The organism is Phytohabitans flavus, from assembly GCF_011764545.1.
GTDB classification, from domain to species: Bacteria; Actinomycetota; Actinomycetes; order Mycobacteriales; family Micromonosporaceae; genus Phytohabitans; species Phytohabitans flavus.
The window spans coordinates 3,487,422-3,507,975 of the sequence record NZ_AP022870.1; the positions used below are offsets into that span (position 1 = coordinate 3,487,422).

Genomic DNA, 20,554 nt, shown 5'->3' on the forward strand with positions numbered 1-20,554 from the left:
CATGCTGGTTAACCGCATTCCGAGAGATGAACGCGGGTGCTTCCCGGTGAGATAGTGCTGATCGGCCGTTCAGGGGTCGGATCGAGAGGGTGCCGCCATGCGTCCATTTCGGGTTGACATACCGCAGCAGGACCTAGACGACTTGCACCGCAGGATCGACGCGACCCGATGGCCGGACGAGATTCCGGGCGTCGGCTGGACGCGCGGGGTGCCAGTGGAGTACCTCCGCGAGCTGGTCGAGTACTGGCGCACGGCGTACGACTGGCGGGCCGCCGAGCGGGAGCTGAACCGGTACCCGCAGTTCGTCACCGAAATCGACGGGGTCGATGTGCATTTCCTGCACGTGCGCTCCCCCGAGCCGAACGCGACGCCGTTGATTCTCACGCACGGCTGGCCCAGCTCGATCGTCGAGTTCCTCGACGTCATCGGGCCGCTGACCGACCCTCGGGCGCACGGCGGCGATCCGGCCGACGCGTTCCACGTCGTCATCCCGTCCATCCCTGGCTTCGCGTTCTCCGGGCCCACTGGGCAGACCGGCTGGGACGTGCCGCGGGTGGCGCGCGCCTGGGCCGAGCTGATGGGCCGACTCGGCTACGACAGGTACGTCGCGCAGGGCGGCGACTGGGGCATGGCGATCTCGCTCCGCCTCGGCCTGGCGGACCCGGAGCACGTCGCCGGCGTGCACCTCAACATGTTCGTCACCTTCCCGCCCAGCGACCCCGAGGCGCTGAACGGCCTGGACGAGCGGGACCTCAAGCGGGTGGAGCGCGCGGGCTGGTTCGCGCAGGACGGGCTCGGCTGGGCGAGGATCCAGTCCACCCGCCCGCAGACCCTCGCGTACGCGCTCACCGACTCGCCGGTCGGGCAGCTCGCCTGGATCGCCGAGAAGTTCTACGAGTGGACCGACTCGGCGAAGGCGCCGGAGGACGCGGTGAAGCGCGACCACCTGCTGACCAACGCGACGATCTACTGGCTCACCGCCACCGCGGGCTCGAGCGCGCAGCTGTACTTCGAGTCCAGCCACCTCGACGCGGACTTCGTGACCACCTGGGGCGGGCCGTGGCCGCTGGCGATGCCCGTCGGGGTGGCGGTGTTTCCGGCCGACGCCACGCCGCCCGTCCGCCGCTTCGCCGAGGGCCTCCTGCCGACGCTGTCGCACTGGACCGAATTCGACCGCGGTGGTCACTTCGCCGCCCTGGAGCAGCCCGACCTGCTCGTCGGCGACATGCGTACGTTCAGCCGCTCACTGCGGTGACCGAGCCACGTAGGCGACGACGTCCACCTCAAACTGGATCTGCTTGGTCAGGCAGTTCGTGATGGTGGTACGGGCGGGCTTGTTGTCGGTGAAGTACTCGGCGTAGATGCGGTTGTACTCCCCAGCCGGTCCTCGTCGCGGACGAACGCGTTGACCTTGACGACGTCGGCGAGCGTGAGGCCCTCCGCGGCGAGGACCCGCCGGACGTTGTCGATCGACCGGCGCATCTCCTCTTCGAAGGTACCGGGCACGATCCGGCCCGCCTCGTCGACCGACGCCTGGCCGGAGACGAACACCAGGTCCCCGCGCGCATCGACGGGCTGAACCGGGCGGTGTTGCCATCATGGGGGTCAGCCGGCATCGGCGCGCGTCCTTCCAACCGGGTCGGTACGAATGTGCAGCGTACCCTGCCTCAGGTCGGTGAACGGCCGGGCGTGAGGAGAGCAGGATGTTCCTACGGCAATTGGAATATCTCACCGCACTGGCCCGGGAAGGGCACTTCGGTCGGGCGGCGGCGGCGTGCTGGGTCAGCCAGCCCACGCTGTCGGACGGCATTCGCAAGCTGGAGGCGGAGTTCGGGGTCGCGGTGGTCCGGCGCGGTCATCGGTTCGAGGGCTTGACGCCGGAGGGTGAGCGGCTGCTCGCCTGGGCCCGGCGCCTGCTCGCCGACCGCGACCAGCTGATGGCCGAGTTCGGGCGGACCAGCCACCAGGGCCTGACCGGCCGGCTGCGGCTGGGCGCGGTGCCCGCCTCGTTGCCGCCGGTCTCGCTGCTCACCGGCCCGTTCTCCGCGCTGCACCCGGGCACCAGCCTCACCGTGCTGTCGCTGACCTCCGCCGAGATCCAGCGCCGCCTCGCCGCCTTCGAGCTGGATGCCGGCCTGACCTACCTCACTGGTGAGCCGCTGACCGGCTTCCGGACCATGCCGCTGTACCGCGAACGCTACGTGCTGCTGACCAGCCAGGACGGCGAGTTCACCGACCGCGCCGAGGTGGGCTGGGCCGAGGTGGCCGAGCTGCCGCTGTGCCTGCTCACCCCGGACATGCAGAATCGGCGCATCCTCGACGGACTGTTCCGGCGGGCCGGGGTGTCGGTCACGCCCCGCATGGAGACGAACTCGGTCTCCACCCTCTGCTCGCATGTCCGAAGTGGAGGGTGGGCGAGCGTGATCCCCCAGGCTTGGCTGGGACTGCTCGGCGTACCGCCGGGCACGCGGGTGCTGCCCCTGGTCGAGCCGACCGCGACAAGCACCGTCGGGCTCGTGGTGCTGGACCGCGACCCGCAGCCCCTGATGACCAGCGCGCTCATCCACGTGACGGAGGGCCTCGACCTGCAACGCAGCATCGACGACCTGGTACCGGTCTAGCTTTTGGAGTTGGGGTGGCGTCGGTGTCTTGTCGCGGATAAAGATCCAAAATCAAGGACGTTGGGCTACCGCGATGTCCGTGGTGGTCCGGACCGTCGCTCCCGCGGCCTCGCCCTCCGCGGTTGGGCAAGCTCACCCCCAGGTCATGGTCGCCCGACCACGACCTTCGCTGCCGGTCCGCGCTCCGGCCCAGCCTTTGTTTGATCGACGCTACGACGGGCTGCCGTCTGGCAGATCGTGGTACTTAGATGCCCTCTGGGGCAGTTCGATACCACGATCTCTCGATCCCGCGCGGGTCGGGGTTGGGCTTGGAGCGCGGACGTGGCAGCGGAGGTCGGGGATTTCGGCGAGCGCCAGCGAGCCGCCGGCCGGAGCGGTGCCCGCGGGAGCATACGGTCCGCAGGTGAGGCGGACCGGGGCAATACCTTGTTTCAGAAATTGAATGTGACCCCGACCCTGGTCCGTCGAACCGCTCGTCGCGCGCCCCCGCCGGCGGGGAGAAGGCTCGTAGGAACGATAGACGGCGGCAATCGGGGGTTCGGAGAATGCCCATTGTCAGCGCACCTCCACGGGATCAGGCTGAAGGACAACGGCGCCGGGCATACCTAACCAGCTGATCCAATGTGGAGGGCACCATGGCGAAAATCCTGTGCGTCCTGTACGACGACCCGGTCACCGGCTATCCGACCTCGTACCCCCGCGACGAGGTGCCGCGCGTGGACCACTACCCCGGCGGCCAGACGGTGCCCAGCCCGGAAAAGCTCGACTTCGTCCCCGGGCAGCTGGTCGGCAGCGTCTCGGGCGAGCTCGGCCTGCGCGCCTTCCTGGAGTCCCTGGGGCACACGCTGGTCGTCACGTCGGACAAGGAAGGACCCGACTCCGTCTTCGAGCGGGAGCTGCCGGACGCCGAGATCGTGATCTCGCAGCCGTTCTGGCCGGCGTACCTCACCGCCGAGCGGATCGCGAAAGCGGAGAATCTGCGGCTGGCGATCACGGCCGGGATCGGTTCGGACCACGTCGACCTGTCGTCGGCGATCGAGCGGGGTATCACCGTCGCCGAGGTCACCTATTCCAACAGCATCAGCGTCGCCGAGCACGTGGTGATGATGATCCTGGCGCTGGTCCGCAACTACATCCCGTCGCACAAGTGGGTCCTCGACGGCGGCTGGAACATCGCCGACTGTTCCGCCCGGGCGTACGACCTCGAGGCGATGGACGTCGGCACGGTCGCCGCCGGCCGGATCGGCCTGGCGGTGCTGCGCCGGTTGAAGCCGTTCGACGTCAAGCTGCACTACACCGACCGGCACCGGCTCGCCCCCGAGATCGAGAAGGAGCTGAACGCGACCTGGCACCCCGACGCCGAGTCGCTGGTCCGGGCCTGCGACGTGGTGACGATCAACGCACCGCTGCACCCGGAGACGGAAAACCTCTTCGACGACGCGCTGCTGGCGAAGATGAAGCGCGGCGCGTACCTGATCAACACCGCCCGCGGACGCATCGTCAACCGCGACGCGGTGGTGCGGGCGCTGGAGTCCGGGCAGCTCGCCGGATACGCCGGTGACGTCTGGTATCCCCAGCCGGCGCCGGCTGACCACCCGTGGCGGGGCATGCCGCACCACGGGATGACGCCGCACACCTCCGGCACCACGCTCTCCGCCCAGGCCCGGTACGCCGCCGGGACCCGGGAGATCCTGGAGTGCTACTTCCAGGGCCGGCCGATCCGCCCGGAGTACCTGATCGTCGACGGCGGCGCGCTGGCGGGCACCGGCCAGCACTCGTACAGCACACGCTAGCGATCTCACTCGGTCGAAGGTCCGCACCGGTAGTACCGCCGGTGCGGACCTTTGTGCCACGAACACCCTGGTCACAGACGTGCGGAAGCGGATTGACAGCCACTGCGGGTTGTCAGCCTCAATATCGTATTGCATACTGTACTCCCCATAACGCATACACCTCGCCCACTGCGAGAAGGGAGCGGCCCGTGCGAGTTGCAGTGCTCGGAGCCGGCGCCATCGGCGCGTATGTCGGCGCGTCCCTATGCCGCGCCGGAGTGGACGTGCATCTGATCGCCCGCGGGGCACACCTCGCCGCGCTGCGGGCCAACGGGGTGCGGGTGATCAGCCCTCGTGGTGACTTCACCGCACACCCGCATGCCACCGACGACCCGACCGAGATCGGGCCGGTGGACTACGTGTTCCTCGGTCTCAAGGCACATTCCTACCCGTCGGCCGGACCGCTGCTCGCTCCCCTGCTCGGCCCGGAGACCGCGCTCGTGGCCGGCCAGAACGGCATTCCGTGGTGGTATTTCCACAAGCTGCCCGGTCCGTACGAGGGCCAGCGGATCGAGGCGGTCGACCCGGCTGGCCAGACGTCGGCGGTGATGGCGCCGGAGCGGGCCATCGGCTGCGTGGTGTATTCGGCGACGGTCATCGAGTCACCGGGGGTGATCCGGCACCTGGAGGGGACCCGCTTCTCCATCGGCGAGCCCGACGGATCGGTGTCCCAGCGCTGCCTGCGGTTCAGCGAGGCGATGGTCGCCGGCGGCCTGAAGTGTCCGGTCGAAGCGCGGCTGCGCGACGACATCTGGATCAAACTGATGGGCAACGTCTCGCTCAACCCGATCAGTGCCCTCACCCGGGCCACCCTGGTCGAGATCTGTGAGTACCCCGGGACCCGCCGGATGGTCGAGCTGATGATGGAGGAGACGCTCGACATCGCCACGCGGGTCGGCAGTACGCCGGGGATCTCGATCGGCAAGCGGATCGACGGCGCCCGGCGGGTGGGCCACCACAAGACCTCGATGTTGCAGGATCTCGAGGCGGGCAAGGAGATGGAGCTCGACGCCGTGGTGGCGGCCGTGGTGGAGATGGCCGACATCACCGGCACAGCGGCACCGACCCTGCGCACCGTCTACGCCGCGACGGACCTGCTCGCCAGGACGATGGCGACGCAGAGCGCCGGCCCAACGGTTCGGGCGGCCTAGCTCCGGCAGTCGAAGCAGCTTGGCGGCGGAGGCCAGAGCGTCCGCCGCGTACCTCTATTTCCGCAACTCATCTGGTCGGACGCCGCTGCCGGCCAGCCCCGCCTCACATTGACGCTCTGGAGGCTCCCGTGTCCCTGATTCGTAAACCCGGCACCGCCTGGGACGAGGTCTACGCCCGCTGCCGCGAGGCGGCGCCCGAGGCTTTTCACGACGACCGCCTGCTCAACTACTGGGGTGGGCAATGGCGGCGGGACGGCGCGCCGATCCCGGCGACCTCACCGGTGGACGGGACGGCAATCGCCGGCCCGCCGCAGGTGACCGCGGCTACCGCCACCGCCGCCACGCGGGCCGCCACCGAAGCCCACAGAGGGTGGGTGGCGGTACCGCTGGCGGAGCGCAAGGCCCGGGTCACGGCGGCGCTCGACGCGCTGCGCGAGCACCGCGACCTGCTGGCCCTGCTGCTGGTCTGGGAGATCGGCAAGCCGTGGCGGCTGGCCACCGCCGACGTGGACCGCTGTATCGACGGCGTGCGGTGGTACGTCGAGGAGATCGACTCCATGGTGGCCGGCCGGCCGCCGCTGCCCGGCCCGATCAGCAACATCTCCAGCTGGAACTACCCGATGAGCGTCATCATGCACGCCATGCTGGTGCAGGCACTGGCCGGCAACGCGGTCATCGCTAAGGCGCCGACCGACGGCGGGGTGAGCTGCCTGACCCTGGCCACCGCCCTCGCCGCCCGGCACGACCTGCCGTTGACCCTGCTCAGCGGCGGCGGCGCGGAGCTCTCCTCGGTGCTGGTCGCCGCCCCGGAGATCAGCTGCGTGTTCTTCGTCGGCGGGCGCAGCGTCGGCAGCCAGGTCGCTGCCGGGCTGGTCGACTCGGACAAGCGGCACGTGCTTGAGCAGGAAGGGCTGAACTGCTGGGGAGTCTGGGAGTTCAGCGACTGGACCACGCTGGGCGGCAACGTCCGCAAGTCCTTCGAGTACGCCAAGCAGCGCTGCACGGCGTACCCGCGCTATGTGGTCCAGCGCTCGCTCTTCGACGAGTTCCTGGCCGCGTACCTGCCGGCGGTCCGCGACGTCCGGTTCGGGCACCCGCTCGCCGTCGAGCCGGGGCAGGACGGCTTCCCGGACCTCGACTTCGGCCCGCTGATCAAGGACGCCAAGGTCAAGGAGCTGACCGACGCGGTGGACACGGCGATCGCCAAGGGCGGCGTACCCCTCTATCGCGGCTCGCTCGACGACGGCCGTTTCCTGCCCGGCCAGGACCGGTCGGCCTACCTGGCCCCGGTGGCGATCCTGGCCCCGCCCCCTTCGTCACCGCTGTTCCACGCGGAGCCGTTCGGACCTGTCGACACGATCGTGCTGGTCGACACCGAGGCCGAGCTGCTCGCCGCGATGAACGCCAGCAACGGCGCGCTTGTCGCCTCGCTCGCCTGCGACGACGAGGCGACCGCGCAGCGGCTCAGCGGCGAGCTTCAGGCGTTCAAGGTGGGCATCAACCGCCCCCGGTCCCGGGGCGACCGGCAGGAGGTGTTCGGCGGACGCGGCGCCTCGTGGCGGGGCGACTTCGTCGGCGGCTCGCTGCTGGTGCACGCGGTTACCGAAGGCCCGGCCGGCGAACGCCGGTACGGGAACTTCCCGACACACACCCACTACCCGGAGGTCTGAAACCATGGCCAGGATCCCCTGCATGGACGCGGTGGTCTCGGTGCTCGCGTCGGAGGGTGTGGACATCGCGTTCGGCTGTCCCGGCGCGGCCATCCTGCCGCTGTACGCAGCGCTGCGGCGCAGCGACATCAAGCACCTGATCGTGCGCCACGAGGAAGGCGCTACCCATATGGCCGATGGCTGGGCCCGTACCAACGGGCGGGTCGGGGTGGCCATCGGCACGTCCGGACCGGCCGGCACCAACATGATCACCGGGCTCTACACCGCGCAGGCGGACTCCATCCCGATGGTCTGCATCACGGGTCAGGCGCCGACCGCCAAGCTGCACCAGGAGGCGTTCCAGGCGGTCGACATCGTCTCGATCGCCAAGCCGGTCACCAAGTGGGCCGTCCAGGTCAAGGAGGCGGCGCAGGCACCGTGGATCTTCCGGGAGGCGTTCCGGATCGCCCGCTCGGGGCGGCCGGGGCCGGTCCTCGTCGACCTGCCGCTGGACGTCCAACGCCAGGACATCGAGTGGGACGCGAGCATCGACGCCCCGCTGCCGGTACCCACGGTCGAGCCACATCCGGCACGGGTGGAGCGCGCTCTCGACATGCTGCTGGCCGCCGAGCGTCCGCTGATCCTGGCCGGCGGCGGGGTCATCCTCGGCGAGGCGACCGACCTGCTGCGGGAGGTCGCCGAAACGCTGGACGTCCCGGTCCAGGTGACGCTGATGGGCAAGGGCGCGCTGCCCGAGGACCACGACCTGTTCGCCGGCATGACCGGCATCCAGACCACCCAGCGCTGGGGCAACGCCTCGTTCCTGGAGTCCGACCTGGTGCTCGCGCTCGGTGCCCGCTTCGGCGACCGGCACACCGGCGACCTGGAGACGTACCGCGGCGACCGGAAGTTCATCCACGTCGACATCGAGCCCACCCAGATCGGCAAGGTCTTCGGCCCCGACCTCGGCGTGGTGTCGGACACCAGGGCGTTCCTGGCGGCCCTGCTCGACGCGGTGCGGCGGCGCGACACGCACCGGGACCGTACGGGGTGGGTCTCCCGGGTCCGCACGCTACGCGGGACGCTCGGCCGCAGGGACGACTTCGACGCGGTACCGATCAAGGCGCCCCGCGTATTCCGCGAGATCAACGAGTTCTTCGGACCGGATACCTACTTCGTCACCGCGATCGGCCTCTACCAGATCTGGTCCGGGCAGTTCCAGAAGGTCTTCAAGCCGCGGCACTACCAGGTCTGCGGGCAGGCCGGTCCGCTCGGCTGGGAGATCCCGGCGGCGATCGGCGTCAAGTCCGCCAAGCCCGACGCCGAGGTGGTCGGCGTGGTCGGCGACTACTCGTTCCAGTTTCTGGTCGAGGAGCTCGCGGTCGCCGCGCAGTACAACATCCCCTTCGTACTCGTCATGTTGAACAACGAGTATCTCGGCCTCATCCGGCAGGCCGAGATCCCCTACGGCATGAACTACGAGGTGGACATCCACTACGACGAGTACGGCACCGACAATGTGAAGGTCATGGAGGCGTACGGCTGCTCCGGCCGCCGGGTGACCCGACCGACAGAGATCGCCGACGCGCTCGCCTGGGCCAGCAAGGAGTCGAAGCGGACGAGCCGCCCGGTGCTGGTCGAGGTCATGATCGAGCGCGAGGCGAATACCGCGCACGGCCTTTCCATCGCTCAGGTCAAGGAGTTCGAGCCGGTACCGGAGATCGAACCCGGAAATGGCGCCGCAGCCTGACTGGAACGCGCCCGTCCAGCTCCTGAGACATATTGAATGTGGGCGACTGTATGCTAAAAACCGGTCGGGCGCGACAGCGCCCGGCCGAGCAATCGCAGCCGGAGGTAGTCGATGACCGATCAGGAGGGCTCGAGCCCGCCGGCCGCCGGCGGAGGGCGGCGCAGTGCCATCCCGCGCGGCGGCGCCCGGGCCGCGCGACAGCCGCTGGAGCGGCCCGCGCCACTGCGTCAAGCGGTGTATGACGTCATCGCCGAAATGATCATCAGCCGCGAGCTGCGCCCCGGCGAGCACCTCGTCGAAAACGAGCTCGCGGCCCAGCTCGGTGTCAGTCGCCAGCCCGTCCGGGAGGCCCTACAGCGGTTGCAGAGCGAGGGCTGGGTCGACCTACGCCCCGCGCTCGGCGCCTTCGTGCACGTGCCCACCGAGGAGGAGGCGGACCAACTGCTCGCCACCCGCAGCCTGCTGGAGACCGAGTCGGCAAGGCTGGCGGCCAAGCAGGCCACCCCGGAGCAGGTCAGCCGGCTCTGGGAGCTCCAGAGCGCCGGCGAGAAGGCACTGAGCGACGACGACCAAGATGGCTTGGTCGCGGCGAACGCCGCCCTGCACGCGTACGTGGTGTCGATGTCCGGCAACAAGGTCCTCGCCGAGCTGATCGCGCTGGTGGACCGCCGGGTGCGCTGGTACTACGCGCCCATCGCCAAGTCCCGCGGCCGCGAGGCCTGGGACGAGCACGCCGCACTGATCGAGGTGATCGCCAGCCGAAACGGCCGGCGCGCCGCCGACCTGATGCGCCGCCACACCGAGCGCACCCGAGACAGCTACCACAAGCGGCGCATGGAAGCCTCAGGCAGCTAGGCCGTCCAGGCTCAGGGTATTTTTCCGCCGTCCGCGTCGCAGACCGTATGCTCCCGCGCGGGAGCAGCGGTCTGGACCCAATGTCACTCAGCCGAGTTTGGTCAAGGCGATGACTTTGGCGTTCTGCGGGGCTGCGCGGAGCGCCGGGTTGGGTCGGGTCGTTGAGGGGCCGGTCGGGCTTTGGGGAAATCTGTTGCTGCCATAGCGACCATGACTTTCCCCGGAATGGTTTCCGGCGCCGAGTCTGCGCCCTCCCGGCGGAAACTCTGAATCTAGTCGACTTTCTGCCGTCAGGACGACAGGAAGTCGCCTAGATCTCGCAGGCTTCGCCACAGCGGCACGTCGGGTTGGGCGCTTTAGCTCGTTTGTCCGCATGCCAGTCGGAGCACGCCAGTGATCGTGGTATTTAGCTGTCGCTATAGGAGCAGCTAGATACCACGATCTGCTGGATAGCGTCGAGGTGCGGCGCCGGTCGAGCGCTCACGATTCGACCGGCTCTGATCGGTACGCGCATGGGTGGGGTCGGGGCACTCACCGCCGGCGATGCCAGCCGAGGGGTTGTGGAACCGCGGAGGGTGGCCGCGGGAGCCGGCGGTCTTGACCCTGCCACTCAGCCTGAAGTGGTCAAGGCGATGACCTGGGCATTCTCTGAGGCCGCGCCGGAGTGCCGGGCACGGGCGGGTCCTTGGGCGTGTCAGGGCGGCCCAGGATGGCCTGACTTCATGATCGACTTAAGCTGAGCGGCATTGGGTCTGAACCACGACGGACGCCGCGTTAGCACAAATTCGTTGAATCTGGAGCTCTATCCGGAACACTAGGTCGAGGCCACCCTGACTCCGCGAGCTCTCTACCGAGATCTCGGGGTCGGGGCGGTCGAGGGCTGGGAGCTCCGGATCCGCGTTGCCGGGATCGAACCCTCCACACAAAGGCGGCCGATCAAGGCCGACGGTCGTGGATTTCCTTGATCGATGCAAGCAGCACGGTGTGGCGCTGCGATTGTGGCGAGGAATTACCTCTCCAGGGGCAATTTTTCGCCACGGACGAGCGGAGCGCCCACCGATCAAGGGAAAGCAGGCGGTCAAGATTCGCCGCCGGCTCTATGCATCGCGCGCGCCGGGGGCCGCTGCTCACCGCCGGCCGTGCCGGCCCCGGGTTTGGTCGTGAACCGCGGAGGGTGAGGCCGCGGGAGCAGCGGTCCGGACCACCGCGGACGTCGCGGTAGCCCAAATCTTCATTAGGCGATGGGCTCGCAGCCGCCATTGCGGGCGGACCCGATCACCCCGACCCCGAAGATCGTCAGACGGCGTCCGGCGGCGCAGGACGGAAGGCCGCTCGCTCAAGACCGGTGTGCGACCTTCCGCCCGGCACCGCCGGACGCCGCCTGCCCGCGAAGGCGGCGTTACTTGTACATGGTCTGGTTCATCGTGCCGGGGGCGTACGCGTCCGGGTCGATCCAGACGTTGATCAGGGACGGTAGCCCCGACTCGCGGGCCCGGCGCAGTGCCGGAGCGATGTCGGCCGGGTCGCGCACCTCCTCGCCGTAGCCGCCGAGCATCTTGGCGAACTCGGAGTAGCGCACGTCGCCGAGGGTGTTGCCGACCCGGCCGCGGGCTTCGCCGTACTTGGCCATCTGGCCGTACCGGATCTGGTTCATCGAGGAGTTGTTGCCGACCACGCCGACGAACGGCAGGTTGAACCGCACCATGGTCTCGAAGTCCCACCCGGTGAGGCTGAACGCGCCGTCGCCGAAGAGGCAGACGATCTCCTTGTCGGGACGCGCGTACTTGGCCGCGATGGCGAACGGCACGCCGACGCCGAGCGTGCCGAGCGGGCCCGGGTCCATCCAGTGTCCGGGTGCCTTCGGCTGCACCACGCCGCCGGAGAAGGTCACCACGTCGCCGCCGTCCCCGATGTAGATCGAGTCCTCGGTGAGGAACTCGTTGATCTCGTGGGCCAGCCGCAACGGATGGATCGGGCTGGCGTCCGAGAGCTGCCGGGGCAGCCGCTTCTCGTAGGCGGTGGTCTCCTGTGCGCGCAGCTCCTCGAACCACGGCCGGCGCCGCTGCGCACCGTTGTCGATCCGGCCCGAGGCGGCCTGCGCGACGGCCGCCAGGATCGCGCCCGGGTCGCCGACCAGGCCGAGGTCGATGTCGCGGTTCTTGCCGACGGTGCGGTAGTCCATGTCGATCTGGACCACTGTCGCGGACTTCGGCAGCCGGCGACCGTAGCCCATGCGGAAGTCGAACGGCGTGCCGACGATGATGATCAGGTCGGCGTTGTTGAACGCGTAGCGGCGGGACAGGTGGAAGTGGTGGGGTCGCCGGGCGGCAGCGTGCCGCGGGCCGCGCCGTTCATGAACGCCGGGATGTCGAGCCCGCGGACGAAGTCGATGGCCGCCTGGGAGCCCCGGCCCGTCCACACCTGGGTGCCGAGCAGCACGGCCGGCTTCTCGGACCGGACCAGGAGGTCGGCCAGCTTCTCGATGGCGGCCGGGTCGCCGATGCTCTTGGTCGAGGTCCGGTAGCGGCCGGGCTCCGGAATCGTCGCGTCGGCGAGGTTGACCTCGGCGTCCAGGACATCGCGCGGAATCTCCAGGAAGGACGGCCCCGGAGCGCCGTTGTAGCACTCGCGGAACGCCATCGACACCATGTCGGCGGCCCGGGTGGTGTGTGGCACCGTGGCGGCGAACTTGGTGATCGGCGTCATCATGTCCACGTGTGGCAGGTCCTGTAGCGAGCCCATCTTGTGCTGGCTGAGCGCGCCCTGCCCACCGATCAGCAGCATCGGGCTCTCCGCCCGGAAGGCGTTTGCCACGCCGGTCACCGCGTCGGTGGTGCCCGGGCCGGCGGTGACCACCGCGCAGCCGGGCTTGCCGGTGACCCGCGCGTACCCATCGGCCGCGTGCGCCGCGACCTGCTCGTGCCGGACGTCCACCACGGCGATGCCCTCGTCGACGCAACCGTCGTAGATGTCGATGATGTGCCCGCCGCAGAGCGTGAAGATGACGTCGACACCTTCGGCCTTGAGGGCCTTTGCGACCAGGTGCCCGCCGGAGACACGCTCCGGGTCACGGCTCGGCTCCTGCAGGATCGGGTCCACGACGGCCTCGGTCGCGGTCTGCACCATTGCTCTCAACTCCCTTTCGTCGCCGCCGGTGACCCCTGTCGGCTCCGCTCTGACGAGGGACCGGCGATGTGGGCGGGAAACCCCGCGTATTGCATACCGTATGGGGTAGGCAACAATCGTCGCCCCTACGACAGCGAGGTGTCTAGAGGGGCTGGTCATTTTCCCGCCAGGCAGGCTGCCTGACAGGCGTGGCGTTGGTCACTAGATTGTTTTTTGTATACCGGATGCCGTATCCTGAGTCCGGTAGTCAGAGACCGAGTTTGCCGGTACGAGACACCTACGAAACAGGTTTGTGGTGCCATGGAGTCGGGTAGCCCGCCACAGTGGACCGCCCGGACCACCGACACCACGTCGGCTCGCAGCGTCGCGGCCGCCGACCCGCCAGCTGCCGACACCGGCGACGACGTCCACGACCGATCCGGCGACCCGGGGTGCCCGGCCCTACCAGGCACCCCCGGGTGTCCTGCCGGACCACCGGCACGACGGCCAAAGGGCCGGCGACCGGTGCGCACGGTCCCGGGAAGCGCCGTTTCCCGGGAGTTTCAATGATCAGGGGTGATGTCATGAACACGTGGCGAACGCTCGCGCGTTCCCTCGACCGGCTCTCCGACCGGCTGGCGCTGCCCGCCGGATTCGCCGCGGACGGCCGCTCCCTCGGGCTCGGCCTGGCGGCCGCGCTGGAGGCCGAGCGCCGGGCCGCCCGGCCCACCGACGCGGACATCGAGCGGTTCCTCCAGGGCTCCTCCTCCGCGGAGGATGACCTGGCCAAGACCTGACCGGCATCGCCGTGTTGTCCTTTGGGCGGGTGCCCGCGAGGACAACACGGCGACGGCGGCGGGGACACGACACACGCCGTTCAGCGCGCGTCCCGGTCGGCGACTACGGGCTCGGCCTCAGCCGCCTCCCCCGGTGCCGCACCGGCCAGACGCCGCTCATCCCGGCGCGACTTCACCAGGCTGGCGACCGTGGTGACGGCCAACGTGCCGACGATGACCCCGAGCGAGACGGAGATCGGCACCTCCGGCGCCCAGTGCACCCCGTCGTGGTGCAGCGCTTCCAGCACGAGCTTGACGCCGATGAAGGCCAGGATGAGCGCCAGGCCCTTGCTGAGGTACACGAGCCGGTCGAGCAGCCCACCGATCAGGAAGTAGAGCTGCCGCAACCCCATCAGCGCGAACGTGTTCGCGGTGAAGACCAGGTACGGCTCCTGGGTGAGACCGAAGATCGCCGGGATCGAGTCGAGCGCGAAGAGCAGGTCGGTGGTCCCGATGGCGACCATGACGATCAGCATCGGCGTGACCATCAACCGGCCGTCGACCCGGGCGAACACCGAGGAGCCGCGGTACGTCTCGGTGGTGGGCAGGATCCGCCGTGCCGTACGCAACGCCACGTTCTCCGAGAACTCGTCCTCCTGCTGCGGCCCGACCAGCTTGACCGCGGTGTAGACCAGGAAGGCGCCGAAGATGTAGAACAACCAGTCGAACCGGGTGATGGCCTGGGCGCCCGCCGCGATGAAGAGCCCTCGCATGAGCAGTGCCAGGACGATGCCGATGAGCAGGACCTTCTGCCGGTACCGCAACGGCACCGCGAACCGGCTCATGATGATGACGAAGACGAACAGGTTGTCGACGCTGAGCGAGTACTCGGTGAGCCAGCCGGCGAAGAACTGTCCGCCGTACGACGTGCCGGCGGTCGCCATCACGACGAGCCCGAAGGCGACCGCGGCCAGCACGTAGAAGCTCACCCAGGCCACGCACTCGCGCATGGACGGGTCACGAGGGTTCCGGGCTACCAGATAGAAGTCGAAGGCGATCATCACGAGGAAAACGACGATCGTTATGGCCCATACCCAGACCGGCAAGCTCATGACTCTCCCTTGGAACGGAGTAGGGACCGGCGGCCCGTCTCGGCACGGGCGCGCCGGCGGGCTTCCCGAGCCCGCCACTGGGCCTCGGCGTGGCGCAGATAGAAGGAGTACAGGCGCTCAGCCCCGGGTTGCGGTGCCGGATCCGCCGCAGCCAGCCCGGCGCGATCCGCTCGTGCAGCCAGCTGAACCCGATCGCGAAGCCGAGGCTGACGATTGCCTGGTAGGCGAGGAACCCGAGCACGTCCGGCGGCAGCGCCGGCGCGCTGCCGGTGAGCGGACCGATCAGCACCTCTTGTAGCAGCCGGGCGACGGGGAACCCCACGAGCCAGTAGAGCGCCGCCGGGGCGAACACGCCCGGCGAGACGACGCCGCCGGCCTGGAGCAGCCCGAACCCGCCGCCGATAAGCGCCAGCGGCAGGCCGAGCGCCATACCGGCGGCGACCGACCAGCCGACGGGCTGGCCCGCGAGGAGGGCCAGTCCGAGGGCCGCCAGCCCGGCGAGCAGCCCGATGCCGGCACCCGGCAGGGCGAGCTCGCCGGACCGCCGCAAGCGGTTGCCGGTCATATGACCACGCCGAACCTGAACAGGCTGTAGATCAGCATGCCGAGGTAGAACACGGCACCGAAGCCGATCACCAGGTTCTGCACGATGCCCGGACGGATGGGTTTCGGCAGCATCCGGTTGTTCACCAGCAACAACACGATGCAGTACGCGCCCATCGCGAACGTGGACAGGAACGCCAGCACGTCCAGGATCGCGCCCGGACCGTCGGCAGGGCCGAAGTTCAGGATCAGGATGCCGAACGTGATGACCCCCCAGAGGAAGCCGGCGTAGAGCTTCGACACGCTGAACCGCTTCGCACCGGGCACGAAGTGGTAGGTCATGTCGGCCTGGCCCCGGGAGAACGAGTCGAACAGGCCCAGGGTGGCGTTCAGGCCGATCAGCGCGATGAAGCCGAGGAAGACCCCGTGCAGGACCGGCGCGCCGGCCGAGGCGAAGGCGTCCGCCATCGCGGTCAGCGACGCCTCCCGGTCACCACCGCGGATCACCTCGCCGACGTTGGGGTTCTCCCGCGCGGCGGTCTGGGCGAGCACGGTGAACGAGACGGTCACCAGCATCGTGATGCCCCAGAAGAGCAGCACGGCGTCGAAGGTCACCCACCGCCGCCAGCCCTTCCACTTCTTCATCTCCTCCGGGTCCGAGGTGTCGAACATGAAGCCACGCGAAGGCATGGCCTCCTGCTCGCCGGCGTGCCGCAGGCCGCGGATCTTGGGGATGTGCGCGCCCATGCCGGCGCCGGAGTCCCGCAGGTGCAGCGTGTACCACATCTGCTGCATGCCGGACGGGCCGGCGAACGCGATGGCCCCGACCAGGACCGGGAACCAGGTCGCCGACATGGCCTCGTCGGGCAGGTAGCCGAAGTGGAACATGCCGGCGAGCGTGCTGGTGACGTCGCTCCACTGCCCCACGATCGAGGCGACCACCGAGGTGCCGACGACGAGCACACCGATCAGCAGGCCGAGCAGGCTTTCCAGGAGGGGATAGATCACCTTCGCCAGGCTGAACACGACGCCGACCAGGATCAGACCGACACAGGCGGTGACGGTCCAGGGTATCCCGGTGACCTCCTCGAACGCGGCGGCACCGGTGGATAGGTGCCCCGGCCAGATATAGACCAGGATCGCCACGCTGAAGAAGAACCACATCAACGGTTTGAACACCCGGGCGGCGCCGAAGAAGATGCTCTCCCCAGTCGCCATCGCATACCGGGCCATCTCCAGCATCACGAACGCCTGGAGCGTCACGCCGATCAGGAACAGCCAGCGGATCTCCGGCCCGAAGACCAGGACCAGGCGTGGCCACATGTACGCCTCGCCCATGCCCACGCCGAGGGCGACGAGGAACACGGTCGGGCCGAGCAGGTGGATCGACGGCGGAGCCTTGGGCAGTGGCCGGATCGGCATCGGTTCGAGCTTTCCGGCCCGCCATACCCGCTCGTCGCTAGTGACGCCGGTGCCGGCGCCGGTTGGTGCGCTTGCTGTTTGTTGGCTCGGGGTAGAGGTGTTCGAAGCGTCCACTCTGGACCTCCTCAGGACCATTGGGGCACCGGGCGGGCGGTTCCGGATCCGGCGATGTGTCCTTTCGACCCCTGGAGCGGGAGCGGCTCGTATCCCCTAGTCGCCGCTCCAGTGGCCCGTGGTGGCCTGGTTGCGCACGCTCAGCGGCCGTCCGTCGTGCCGTCGCCGAGCAACCCGGCGGACCGGGCCCACCGGTACTTCGCACCGAGCACCGCGACCGGCTTCTCCGTGGTGTACGGATAGGCGACGATCCCGTGCCCGTACAGGTGTTCGCTGGCCTCCTCGACCTCGACGTCGCCGGCGAGCGAGGCGACGACGGGCTTGTGGATGCCCTTTCTCCGGAACTCTTCGACGACGTCGACCACCAGTTCGGCGAAGACCATCGGCGGTGTGACGATGGTGTGCCAGTAGCCGAGGATCAGCGAGTGGATGCGCGGGTCGGAGAGGCCGAGCGCGATGGTGTTGCGGTATGTCGACGGCGGTTCGCCGCCGGTGATGTCCACCGGGTTGCCGGCCGCGCCGAACGGCGGGATGAACGTGCGGAACGCCTCGTCGAGGTCTGGCGGGATCTCCATGAGGGTCAGCTGGTTGTCCACGCACGCGTCCGAGAGCAGCACGCCCGACCCGCCGGCGCCGGTGATGATGACGACGTTCTCGCCCTGTGGGGTGGGCAGCAGCGGGATGCCCCGGGCGTACTCGAGCAGGTCGTTCAGGCCCGGCGCGCGGATCACGCCGCTTTCCCGCAGGATGTCGTCGTAGACCTTGTCGTTGCCGGCGAGCGCGCCGGTGTGCGAGCTGGCCGCCTTGGCCCCCTGGTCGGTGCGACCGGCCTTGAGCACCAGGACCGGCTTCGTGACCGACACCCGCTTGGCGGTCTGGGCGAACGATCGGCCGTCCTTCAAATCTTCCAGGTGCATCGCGATGAGCTGGGTGTTCGGGTCGCTCTCGAAGAACGTGAGCAGGTCGTCCTCGTCGATGTCAGCCTTGTTGCCCACGCCGACGATCGCCGAGACGCCCATCCGCGCGGACCGGCTGAAGCCGAGGATGGCCATCCCGATACCGCCACTCTGCGAGGAGAGCGCCACCCCGCCCTTGACGTCGTACGGCGTGCAGAAGGTCGCGGAGAGGCTCTCCGGCGTGTAGTAGTAGCCGTAGATGTTCGGACCGAGGATGCGTACCCCGTGCTCGCGGGCGATCGCGACCACCTCGGCCTGTAGCTCGTGGTTGCCGGTCTCGCCGAAGCCCGACGGGATCAGGATCGCTCCGGCCGCCCCTTTCGCACCGACCTCGGCCAGCGCCTGCGGGACGAACTTGGCCGGTATCGCGAAGACCGCGACGTCGACCGGGCCGGGGACGTCGCTGATGCTCTTGAACGCCTTGCGGTCCAGGATCTCGGTGGCCTTGGGGTTGATGGGGTAGATCTCCCCCTGGTAGCCGCCGTTCACCAGGTTTCTCATCACCGAGTTGCCGATCTTGCCGGTCTCGGCGGAGGCGCCGATCACCGCGATCGACTCCGGCCGCATGATCCGATTCATGCTGGCCAGGATCTCCTCGTCGGTGTAGCGAAACGGGTCCTCCGAGGCGGCCGGGTCGACCAGGATCCGGACGTCCACCGCGGTCGCGCCGGTCGAGGTGGCCAGCACCGGGTTGAGGTCGACCTCGACCAGCTCCGGGAAGTCGGTGACCAGGTGGGAGAGGCGGACGATCAGGTCGGCCAGGGCCTCCCGGCTGGCCGGCTCGGCGCCCCGGACGCCACGCAGGATCTCGGCCGAGGCGATCCCGTCGATCATCGACAGGGCGGTGGCGGTCTCGGTCGGTGCCAGCCGGAACGTGACGTCCTTGAGCACCTCGACGAGTACGCCGCCGAGGCCGAAGGCGACCACCTTGCCAAACGTCTCGTCGGTGACCGTACCCACGATCACCTCGTGGCCGGTGGTGAGCTGTTGCTGCACCTGCACCCCGACGATCCTGGCATCCGCGCGGTGGGCCCGCGCGTTGGCGATGACGGTGTCGAAGCCGGCGGCCACCTCCGCAGCGGTCGTCAGCCCCACCAGCACACCGCCGGCCTCCGTCTTGTGCAGGATGTCCGGCGAGACGATCTTCAGGACCACGGGCAGGCCGATCGTCTCGGCCAGGGCCACGGCCTCGCCCGCGGTGGTGGCCAGCCCTTCGCCCGGCGTGGCGATCCCGTAGGCCTCCACCACCTGCCGGCCTTCCGGTGCGGTCAGCGAGCTCCGTCCGTCCGCGGTGGCCGCGTCGAGAATCCGGCGCACGGTCACGGGGTCGTAGCCGCTTTGGGTCAATGGCATGTCGTCGTCTCCTTGGGAAACTCAGATGGCGCCGGCGACGCGCAACTCGTCAACCTGCTGATCGCTGTAGCCGATCTCGGCGAGCACCTCCTGGGTGTGCTCCCCGAGCAGCGGCGAACGCTCGACGTCGACGTGCGAGTCGGACAGCTTGATCGGGTTGCCGACGGTCTTGTACGCCCCCGCTGGGGGTGCTCGACCTCGACCACCGAGCCGAGCTCGGCCAGGGTCTCGTCCTCGACAAGTTCCTTTGTGGACATGATCGGTCCACAAGGGATGTTGTACGCGTTGAGCTTTTCCATGACCTCTTGCTTGGTGTGCTGCTCGGTCCACTCCTCGATGAGGGCGAACACCTTGTCGAGCTTGGAGAGCCGCACCTGCGGGGTATTCCACCCCGGGTCGTCGGCGAGCTCCGGCCGGCCGATGAGCTCGGCGATCGGCTGCCAGCCGACGGGCTGGATGATCACGTAGATGTAGTCGTTGGGCCCGCCCGGTGCGCAGCGGACCGCCCAGCCGGGCTGCCCGCCGCCGGACGCGTTGCCGGAGCGGGGAACCTCGGCGCCGAAGCTCTCGTTGGGGTACTCCCCCAGCGGGCCGTGCGCCAGCCTCTGCTGGTCGCGCAGCTTGACCCGGCACAGGTTGAGGACCGCGTCCTGCATCGCGACCTGGACCCGCTGACCGCGTCCGGTCTGGGTGCGCTGGTAGAGCGCGGCCAGGATGCCGGCGACCAGGTGGATACCGGTGCCCGAGTCGCCGATCTGGGCGCCGGTCGCGGTCGGCGGCCCGTCCTCGAACCCGGTCGTGCTCATCGCGCCGCCCATCGCCTGGGCGATCACCTCGTAGGCCTTGAAGTTGGCGTAGCGGCCGGGCCCGAAGCCCTTGATGGAGGCGTACACCAGGCCGGGGTTGATTTCCTGTAGCCGCTCCCACGGGAAGCCGAAGCGCTCCACGACGCCGGGCCCGAAGTTTTCCACCAGGATGTCCACTCCGGACACAAGCCTGGTGAAGACCTCCTTGCCCTGCGCGTGCTTCATGTTGAGGGTGATGCTGCGCTTGTTGGCGTTGAGCATCGTGAAGTACAGGCTGTCGACGTCGGGGACGTCGCGCAGCTGGGTACGGGTGATGTCACCCTGCCCGGGTGCCTCCAGCTTGATGACGTCGGCACCGAGCCACGCCAGGATCTGGGTGGACGAGGGACCGGACTGTACGTGCGTCATGTCGAGGACCCGGACGCCCTCGAGGGCCTTACCCATGAGCACCTCCTGTGCGGCTTTCGGGATTGCATACCGTATGGGGTAGGCAATATCGTGGCCCATGT

At 69.0% G+C, this 20,554-nt stretch carries 16 protein-coding genes; 8 read left to right on the forward strand and 8 right to left on the reverse strand.

What is annotated here, in order from left to right; all coding sequences use genetic code 11:
* Positions 1 to 97 precede the first annotated feature (97 nt).
* Positions 98 to 1,255 carry an epoxide hydrolase family protein gene (locus Pflav_RS15245; protein WP_173036765.1) on the forward strand — a complete coding sequence of 386 codons (1,158 nt, stop codon included), beginning with the start codon at positions 98 to 100 and terminating at the stop codon, positions 1,253 to 1,255.
* A 47-nt stretch (positions 1,256 to 1,302) separates the two neighbouring features.
* Here the strand turns inward: Pflav_RS15245 and Pflav_RS15250 are convergent, their stop codons facing one another.
* Entirely contained in the window at positions 1,303 to 1,551 is a 249-nt protein-coding gene (locus tag Pflav_RS15250) for a RidA family protein (RefSeq protein ID WP_197938542.1), read from the reverse strand.
* 152 nt (positions 1,552 to 1,703) lie between these two features.
* On the opposite strand from Pflav_RS15250, the gene Pflav_RS15255 reads away from it, so the two are divergent.
* The 6 genes from Pflav_RS15255 to Pflav_RS15280 all read left to right on the forward strand — a co-directional run bounded on the left by Pflav_RS15255 (position 1,704) and on the right by Pflav_RS15280 (position 9,858).
* Positions 1,704 to 2,621 (forward strand): LysR family transcriptional regulator, encoded by a 918-nt coding sequence (locus Pflav_RS15255; protein WP_173036766.1) that lies wholly within the window; start codon positions 1,704 to 1,706, stop codon positions 2,619 to 2,621.
* 635 nt (positions 2,622 to 3,256) lie between these two features.
* Positions 3,257 to 4,414, forward strand: a complete 1,158-nt coding sequence (locus Pflav_RS15260) for an NAD-dependent formate dehydrogenase (RefSeq protein ID WP_173036767.1) — start codon at positions 3,257 to 3,259, stop codon at positions 4,412 to 4,414.
* Positions 4,415 to 4,602: 188 nt separating this feature from the next.
* Positions 4,603 to 5,604: a 2-dehydropantoate 2-reductase gene (locus Pflav_RS15265; protein ID WP_173036768.1), complete on the forward strand. Its 1,002-nt coding sequence runs from the start codon at positions 4,603 to 4,605 to the stop codon at positions 5,602 to 5,604.
* A gap of 128 nt (positions 5,605 to 5,732) precedes the next feature.
* On the forward strand, positions 5,733 to 7,274 hold the full coding sequence (locus Pflav_RS15270; RefSeq protein WP_173036769.1) for an aldehyde dehydrogenase family protein: 1,542 nt from the start codon (positions 5,733 to 5,735) through the stop codon (positions 7,272 to 7,274).
* A gap of 4 nt (positions 7,275 to 7,278) precedes the next feature.
* The gene (gcl, locus tag Pflav_RS15275; RefSeq protein ID WP_173036770.1) at positions 7,279 to 9,003 is read left to right on the forward strand and encodes a glyoxylate carboligase; all 1,725 of its coding nucleotides are present in this window, start codon (positions 7,279 to 7,281) and stop codon (positions 9,001 to 9,003) included.
* Positions 9,004 to 9,114: 111 nt separating this feature from the next.
* On the forward strand, positions 9,115 to 9,858 hold the full coding sequence (locus Pflav_RS15280; RefSeq protein WP_173036771.1) for a GntR family transcriptional regulator: 744 nt from the start codon (positions 9,115 to 9,117) through the stop codon (positions 9,856 to 9,858).
* Between the two features lie 1,399 nt (positions 9,859 to 11,257).
* On the opposite strand, the gene Pflav_RS43610 is transcribed toward Pflav_RS15280, so the two are convergent.
* A complete protein-coding gene (locus tag Pflav_RS43610; protein WP_232072681.1) occupies positions 11,258 to 12,160 on the reverse strand; it encodes a thiamine pyrophosphate-binding protein in 903 nt (300 codons plus the stop codon).
* Positions 12,124 to 12,984: a thiamine pyrophosphate-binding protein gene (locus tag Pflav_RS45575; protein WP_232071438.1), complete on the reverse strand. Its 861-nt coding sequence runs from the start codon at positions 12,982 to 12,984 to the stop codon at positions 12,124 to 12,126. Before Pflav_RS45575 ends, Pflav_RS43610 begins: the two co-directional genes overlap by 37 nt.
* Before the next feature lie 563 nt (positions 12,985 to 13,547).
* Here Pflav_RS45575 and Pflav_RS15290 point away from each other — a divergent pair.
* Entirely contained in the window at positions 13,548 to 13,760 is a 213-nt protein-coding gene (locus Pflav_RS15290) for a hypothetical protein (protein WP_173036772.1), read from the forward strand.
* 80 nt (positions 13,761 to 13,840) lie between these two features.
* Here Pflav_RS15290 and Pflav_RS15295 read toward each other — a convergent pair whose 3' ends face one another.
* From Pflav_RS15295 to frc, 5 genes are all read right to left on the reverse strand, one after another.
* Complete coding sequence (locus Pflav_RS15295) at positions 13,841 to 14,851, reverse strand: TerC family protein (protein WP_173036773.1); 1,011 nt, start codon at positions 14,849 to 14,851, stop codon at positions 13,841 to 13,843.
* On the reverse strand, positions 14,757 to 15,416 hold the full coding sequence (locus Pflav_RS15300) for a hypothetical protein (RefSeq protein ID WP_197938552.1): 660 nt from the start codon (positions 15,414 to 15,416) through the stop codon (positions 14,757 to 14,759). The genes Pflav_RS15295 and Pflav_RS15300 overlap by 95 nt, the downstream gene beginning before the upstream one ends.
* On the reverse strand, positions 15,413 to 16,930 hold the full coding sequence (locus Pflav_RS15305; RefSeq protein ID WP_232071440.1) for an Nramp family divalent metal transporter: 1,518 nt from the start codon (positions 16,928 to 16,930) through the stop codon (positions 15,413 to 15,415). The genes Pflav_RS15300 and Pflav_RS15305 overlap by 4 nt, the downstream gene beginning before the upstream one ends.
* 140 nt (positions 16,931 to 17,070) lie before the next feature.
* The gene (locus Pflav_RS15310; protein WP_173036775.1) at positions 17,071 to 19,239 is read right to left on the reverse strand and encodes an acetate--CoA ligase family protein; all 2,169 of its coding nucleotides are present in this window, start codon (positions 19,237 to 19,239) and stop codon (positions 17,071 to 17,073) included.
* Entirely contained in the window at positions 19,230 to 20,489 is a 1,260-nt protein-coding gene (gene frc, locus Pflav_RS15315) for a formyl-CoA transferase (RefSeq protein ID WP_197938567.1), read from the reverse strand. Before frc ends, Pflav_RS15310 begins: the two co-directional genes overlap by 10 nt.
* Positions 20,490 to 20,554 lie beyond the last annotated feature (65 nt).

What these genes read in the sequence shown, in the direction of transcription:
- Pflav_RS15290 (WP_173036772.1), top strand. Translation starts at nt 13,548, where the DNA reads ATGAACACGTGGCGAACGCTCGCGCGTTCCCTCGACCGGCTCTCCGAC.
- Pflav_RS15245 (WP_173036765.1), top strand. Translation starts at nt 98, where the DNA reads ATGCGTCCATTTCGGGTTGACATACCGCAGCAGGACCTAGACGACTTG.
- Pflav_RS15310 (WP_173036775.1), bottom strand. Translation starts at nt 19,239, where the DNA reads ATGCCATTGACCCAAAGCGGCTACGACCCCGTGACCGTGCGCCGGATT.
- Pflav_RS15260 (WP_173036767.1), top strand. Translation starts at nt 3,257, where the DNA reads ATGGCGAAAATCCTGTGCGTCCTGTACGACGACCCGGTCACCGGCTAT.
- gcl (WP_173036770.1), top strand. Translation starts at nt 7,279, where the DNA reads ATGGCCAGGATCCCCTGCATGGACGCGGTGGTCTCGGTGCTCGCGTCG.
- Pflav_RS15280 (WP_173036771.1), top strand. Translation starts at nt 9,115, where the DNA reads ATGACCGATCAGGAGGGCTCGAGCCCGCCGGCCGCCGGCGGAGGGCGG.
- frc (WP_197938567.1), bottom strand. Translation starts at nt 20,489, where the DNA reads ATGGGTAAGGCCCTCGAGGGCGTCCGGGTCCTCGACATGACGCACGTA.
- Pflav_RS15255 (WP_173036766.1), top strand. Translation starts at nt 1,704, where the DNA reads ATGTTCCTACGGCAATTGGAATATCTCACCGCACTGGCCCGGGAAGGG.
- Pflav_RS15300 (WP_197938552.1), bottom strand. Translation starts at nt 15,416, where the DNA reads ATGACCGGCAACCGCTTGCGGCGGTCCGGCGAGCTCGCCCTGCCGGGT.
- Pflav_RS45575 (WP_232071438.1), bottom strand. Translation starts at nt 12,984, where the DNA reads ATGGTGCAGACCGCGACCGAGGCCGTCGTGGACCCGATCCTGCAGGAG.
- Pflav_RS15295 (WP_173036773.1), bottom strand. Translation starts at nt 14,851, where the DNA reads ATGAGCTTGCCGGTCTGGGTATGGGCCATAACGATCGTCGTTTTCCTC.